We start from the raw sequence: 4,757 nt of genomic DNA, 5'->3' as shown, positions 1-4,757 counted from the left end.
GCGCTCGATGGCCACTTTGCAGTCGCGGTCGCAGTTGGAACCCGGAAAGACGATGACGGCGGCTTTGGTCATGGGCGGATCAAGCTCTTCAGGCGCACTTGTCGAGGACGGGGGCGACCGGCGTGGCGTCGGGCGCGGGGAAGGGGTGGCGGAAGGTGAAGGCCTCGGCGGTCGGGCCCAGTCGTTCCAGGACGGCCAGCCGCTGCAGGGCCTCGTCGATCGTCGGGATGTGGCCGGCCGGGACCCACCAGAGGGCCATATAGGTCTCCATCGCCTCGAACCAATCTCTGCGGCGGCGCATGATGTCGCGATGGGCGCTGCGGTAGACGAAGCCGGCGAGGGCGTCGAGGCTCGTCCAGACCGACATGTTGATGGCGAACAGCGGATCGTCGGGGCGGGGCTGGATGTCGGTGGCGTTGTTGCCTTCGCCCACGAGGCGCCAGACGAAGCCGGGCGTGCCGTCGGCGAGCGCGTTGATGCGGTCGAGGTTGGCCACGAAGTCCGCGATCCGGGGATCGTCCACCGGCGCCAGGAATCGTCCGACGTTGATCTGCGCGAGATGGTAGACGGTCACTTGCGCCTCCAGTGCTTCAGGCCGTCCAGGTAGGCGTGGAGCTGGTCGTAGCCGGCCTTGTCCCCGTAAGGGCAGCCGGTGGTGACCACGTCCGAGCCCTTGGCCTGCTGCATCATGATCGCAGGGTGTCCAGGCGCGCCCTTCTCGGTGATGAGATAGGAGGTCCGGCCATCAGCGCTACTGTAGAAGCGGTAGGGCTCGGCGGGATCCTTCGGCGCCGGCACGAGCTGGGGCTGGGCGACGAGGGCCGCCGCCTGGGCCTCGAAGGCCTGTGCGCAGTCGAGGCCCTTGTAGGTAACCGGCGTCTCGGCGGGTTCCGAGCAGGCTGCGAGCGTGAGCAGGGCGGAGAGACCCGCCCAGGCTCTCACGCCACCTCCACCCGGTAGCTTTCGATGACGGTGTTGGCGAGGAGCTTCTCGCACATGGCCTTGACCTCGGCCTCGGCCGACGCGGCGTCGGCGCTCTTGAGGTCGAATTCGATGGTGCGGCCGACGCGGACGTGCTCGACGCCGCCCCATCCCAGTCCGTGCAGCGCCTGTTCGACGGCCTTGCCCTGAACGTCCAAGACGCCGGGCTTCAGGAACACATGAACTTTCGCGCGCACTAGTGCAGGCCCCCTTGGATGACGGTCGGCATCTCTTTCATGATGCCCAGCCGGCGAGCCACCTCGGTGTAGCTCTCGATGACGTTGCCCAGGTCTCGGCGGAAGCGGTCCTTGTCCAGCTTCTCGTTGGTCTGGGAATCCCACAGACGACAGCTGTCGGGGCTGATCTCGTCGGCCAGGATGATGCGGGAGAAGTCGTTCTCCCAGATGCGGCCGAACTCGATCTTGAAATCGACGAGGGTGATGCCGACTCCCGAAAAGAGGCCGGTGAGGAAGTCGTTCACCCTGAGGGTGAGCGCCATCATGTCGTCGATCTCCTGGGTCGTGGCCCAGTTGAAGGCGGTGATGTGCTCTTCGGCGACCATCGGGTCGTGGAGCTTGTCGTCCTTCAGGTAAAACTCGATGATCGAGCGGGGCAGGGCTTGGCCCTCGGGCAGGCCGAAGCGTTTGGAGAGCGAGCCGGCCGCCACGTTGCGGCAGACGACTTCGAGCGGAATGATCTCGACCTCGCGGATCAACTGCTCGCGCAGGTTCAGGCGCTTGATGAAGTGGTTCTGAACCCCGATCGAGTTCAGCTTCGTCATGATGTATTCGCTGATGCGATTGTTGATGACGCCCTTGCCCTCGAGCACGGCCTTCTTGGTGGCGTCAAACGCGGTGGTGTCGTCCTTGAAGTACTGGATCAGGGTGCCGGGCTCTGGACCTTCGTAGAGGATCTTGGCCTTGCCCTCGTAGATCTTCTTACGCCGGGTCATCGAACAGCCTTCTCCATGGCGAGGGCTAGCTGGTCAGCAGAACGAAAAACGCGCGCGGTCGATTTCTCGCGCGCGGCTGCGACTCAGGGGTCTCGCCCAATTCAGGCGGCGCAAAATTAGCGGATGCGGCGCCCGGGCGCAAACCTCGTGCAAACGCCGCCTGTTTCGATTGCGAGGCCGGGCGGCGCGGGCTATGGGAACGCCCGCTTCGTGATACGGACCTTCAGACCCAGATGACGACCTTCGACGACCGCGAACAGGGCTTTGAGAAGAAGTTCGCCCTGGACGAAGAGCAGGAGTTCAAGGCTCACGCTCGGCGGAACAAGGCCCTGGGCCAATGGGCCGCTGGGCTGATGGGCCTCTCGAACGTGGACGACTATGTGAAAGCCGTCGTGAAGTCGGACCTGGAGCTGCCGGGCGACGAGGACGTGTTGCGCAAGGTGTTCGAGGACCTGAAGGGCTCGGGCGTCAGCGTCACCGAGGGCGAGGTCCGCATGAAGATGGCCGAGCTCCTGGCCCAGGCTCGCGAAAGCGTGAAGGCCGGCAAGTAGAGCGAGGCCTCACAGGCGAATCAGAAGGGGCCCGCCGCTCGGCGGGCCCTTTCGCGTTTCAGCGCCGCAGGTGGGCGAGCCTCTGGCCGCCGCGCGAGCGGCTGCGGCCCGGATGACCACCAAGACACCAAGGACACCAAGAGACTCTGGAATCCCCTGGCGTGCTTGGTGGTGGAAGGACGCCGCGTCGCGGGGCGGCTCAGGCCTTCATCTGGCTGTCGAGGTATTTGCGGATGGCCGCGCCATAGGGCGGGCGCATGGCCTGCAGGGGGCCGATGTCCTTCTTGATCTGGGTGTAGATAGCCTTGCGGTGGCTGAACTCGCGGAAGCCATCATGGCCGTGATAGCTGCCCATGCCCGAAGGGCCGACGCCGCCGAAGGGCAACTCCTCCTGCGCCACGTGGAAGATCACGTCATTCACGGTCACGCCGCCTGAGGTCGTGGCCGACAGCACCTTCTCCCGCTCGGTCTCGTCGGCGCCGAAGTAGTAGAGCCCGAGCGGCCGGTCGCCCTTGTTCACGTAGGCGATGGCGTCGTCGACGGTGCGGTAGGTCTTCACCGGCAGGACGGGACCGAAGATCTCCTCCTGCATCACCTTCATGTCGTCGGTGGGCTCGAGGATCAGCGTCGGCGCGATCTTGCGGTGCTCCTGCTGGGTCAGGTCCTCGCCCTCGGGCTTCAGCTCGACCACGCGGGCGCCCTTGGCGCGGGCGTCCTCGACGTAGCCCATGATCCGCTCGTAGTGCCGTTGGGCCACGATGGAGGTGTAGTCGGGATTGTCCTTGATCGTCGGGAACATCTTCGAAACCGACTTCCGCGCGCTGTCGACGAAGCCCTCCAGCTTGTCAGCGGGCGTCAGCACGTAGTCGGGGGCGAGGCAGATCTGGCCGGCGTTCAGCGTCTTGCCGTTCATGATCCGCGCAGCGGCGACGTCGAGGTCGGCCGACTGGCCGATGATCACCGGGCTCTTGCCGCCCAGCTCCAGCGTCAGCGGCACCAGGTTTTCGGCCGCGGCGCGCATGACGTGGCGGGCGATGCCGGTGGCGCCGGTGAAGATCAGATGGTCGAAGGCCAGGCGCGAGAAGGCCTCGCCCACCTCGGGTCCGCCGGTGACGACGGCGATCTCCTCCTCCGAGAAGGCCGAGGCGAACATGGTCTTCAGGAGTTCGGACGTGGCCGGGGTGTATTCCGACGGCTTGATCATCGCCCGGTTGCCGGCGGCCAGGATGCCGGCGAGCGGCGCGAAGGTGAGGTTCACAGGGAAGTTCCAGGGGCTGATCACGCCGACCACGCCCTTCGGCTGGAAGCGGACCTCGGCCTTGGCGCCGAAGAGGCCCAGGATGGCGGGCGTGGTCTTGCGCTTCTCGGGCCGCATCCACTTCCGCAGGTTGGCCTTGGCGTGCTTGAGCGGGCCGATCGAGCCCGAGACGTCGGTGAAGGCGGTGGCCTCGCGGGAGCGCGAGCCGAAGTCGGCGTTCAGCGCGTCCTCGATGGCCGTGCGGTTGTCGATCAGGAGCTGGATGCAGCGGTCGATGCGGTTGATCCGCTCCTCGGCCGACGGCGCCCCGTCACGCTGGTGGGCCGCCTTCGGGCGCGCCTGGATGCCTTGCATGTCCATCGTCTTGTGTCCTCCCTGGGCGGGAGGACACCGACGTTACGTCACGGCGGTCAAGCCGTCTCTCAGGCTTGCTGGCCGAACACGCGGGCGAAGACCGTCTCGACGTGCTTGAAGTGGTAGTCGAGGTTGAACAGCTGCTCGAGTTCGGCGTCGTCGAGGGTGACTTCCGGGTCCGCCTTGAGGAACCCTAGGAAGTCGCCTTCGCCGCGCCAGACCTTCATGGCGTTGCGCTGGACGGCGGCGTAGCTGGCCTCGCGGCTGAGGCCCTTCTGGGTCAGCGCCAGCAGGACGCGTTGGGAGTGCACCAGGCCGCCCAGGCGGTCGAGGTTCCTGGCCATGTTCTCGGGATAGACCACCAGGCGCTCGACGACGCCGGCGAGGCGGCGGAGCGCGAAGTCCAGGTGGACCGTGGCGTCGGGGCAGATGCCGCGTTCGACCGAGGAGTGGCTGATGTCGCGCTCGTGCCAGAGCGCCACGTTCTCCATCGCCGGCACGACCGCCGAGCGGACGAGACGGGCGAGGCCGGTGAGGTTCTCGGTCAGGATCGGGTTGCGCTTGTGCGGCATGGCGCTCGAGCCCTTCTGGCCAGGGTCGAACGGCTCCTCGGCCTCCAGCACCTCGGTCCGCTGCAAGTGGCGGATCTCGACGGCCAGAC

Annotated in this window: 7 protein-coding genes and 1 pseudogene; 1 reads left to right on the top strand and 7 read right to left on the bottom strand. The window is 66.4% G+C overall.

Features of this window, described 5'->3' with window-relative positions; all coding sequences use genetic code 11:
* From RIF93_RS18770 to purC, 5 genes and pseudogenes are all read right to left on the bottom strand, one after another.
* Nucleotides 1-72, bottom strand: a pseudogene (locus tag RIF93_RS18770) (phosphoribosylformylglycinamidine synthase subunit PurQ); the annotation flags it as partial.
* A gap of 16 nt (nt 73-88) precedes the next feature.
* Nucleotides 89-574 (bottom strand): DUF3291 domain-containing protein, encoded by a 486-nt coding sequence (locus RIF93_RS18765; RefSeq protein WP_309092975.1) that lies wholly within the window; start codon nt 572-574, stop codon nt 89-91.
* A complete protein-coding gene (locus RIF93_RS18760; protein WP_309092974.1) occupies nt 571-942 on the bottom strand; it encodes a hypothetical protein in 372 nt (123 codons plus the stop codon). The genes RIF93_RS18765 and RIF93_RS18760 overlap by 4 nt, the downstream gene beginning before the upstream one ends.
* A complete protein-coding gene (gene purS, locus RIF93_RS18755) occupies nt 939-1,178 on the bottom strand; it encodes a phosphoribosylformylglycinamidine synthase subunit PurS (protein ID WP_309092973.1) in 240 nt (79 codons plus the stop codon). The genes RIF93_RS18760 and purS overlap by 4 nt, the downstream gene beginning before the upstream one ends.
* Nucleotides 1,178-1,933 carry a phosphoribosylaminoimidazolesuccinocarboxamide synthase gene (purC, locus tag RIF93_RS18750; RefSeq protein ID WP_309092972.1) on the bottom strand — a complete coding sequence of 252 codons (756 nt, stop codon included), beginning with the start codon at nt 1,931-1,933 and terminating at the stop codon, nt 1,178-1,180. Before purC ends, purS begins: the two co-directional genes overlap by 1 nt.
* Nucleotides 1,934-2,166: 233 nt before the next feature.
* Here purC and RIF93_RS18745 point away from each other — a divergent pair, with 233 nt between their 5' ends.
* Nucleotides 2,167-2,484, top strand: a complete 318-nt coding sequence (locus tag RIF93_RS18745) for a DUF1476 domain-containing protein (RefSeq protein WP_309092971.1) — start codon at nt 2,167-2,169, stop codon at nt 2,482-2,484.
* A 199-nt stretch (nt 2,485-2,683) separates the two neighbouring features.
* Here the strand turns inward: RIF93_RS18745 and RIF93_RS18740 are convergent, their stop codons facing one another.
* Nucleotides 2,684-4,102: a coniferyl aldehyde dehydrogenase gene (locus tag RIF93_RS18740; protein ID WP_309092970.1), complete on the bottom strand. Its 1,419-nt coding sequence runs from the start codon at nt 4,100-4,102 to the stop codon at nt 2,684-2,686.
* 62 nt (nt 4,103-4,164) lie between these two features.
* Nucleotides 4,165-4,757: lyase family protein (locus RIF93_RS18735; protein WP_309092969.1), on the bottom strand; the 593-nt coding region annotated here is incomplete at its 5' end.

The organism is Phenylobacterium sp., assembly GCF_031181185.1.
GTDB lineage: Bacteria > Pseudomonadota > Alphaproteobacteria > Caulobacterales > Caulobacteraceae > Phenylobacterium.
Note: the sequence above shows the minus strand (reverse complement) of the source record. Positions and strands in the feature narration are given on the sequence as shown.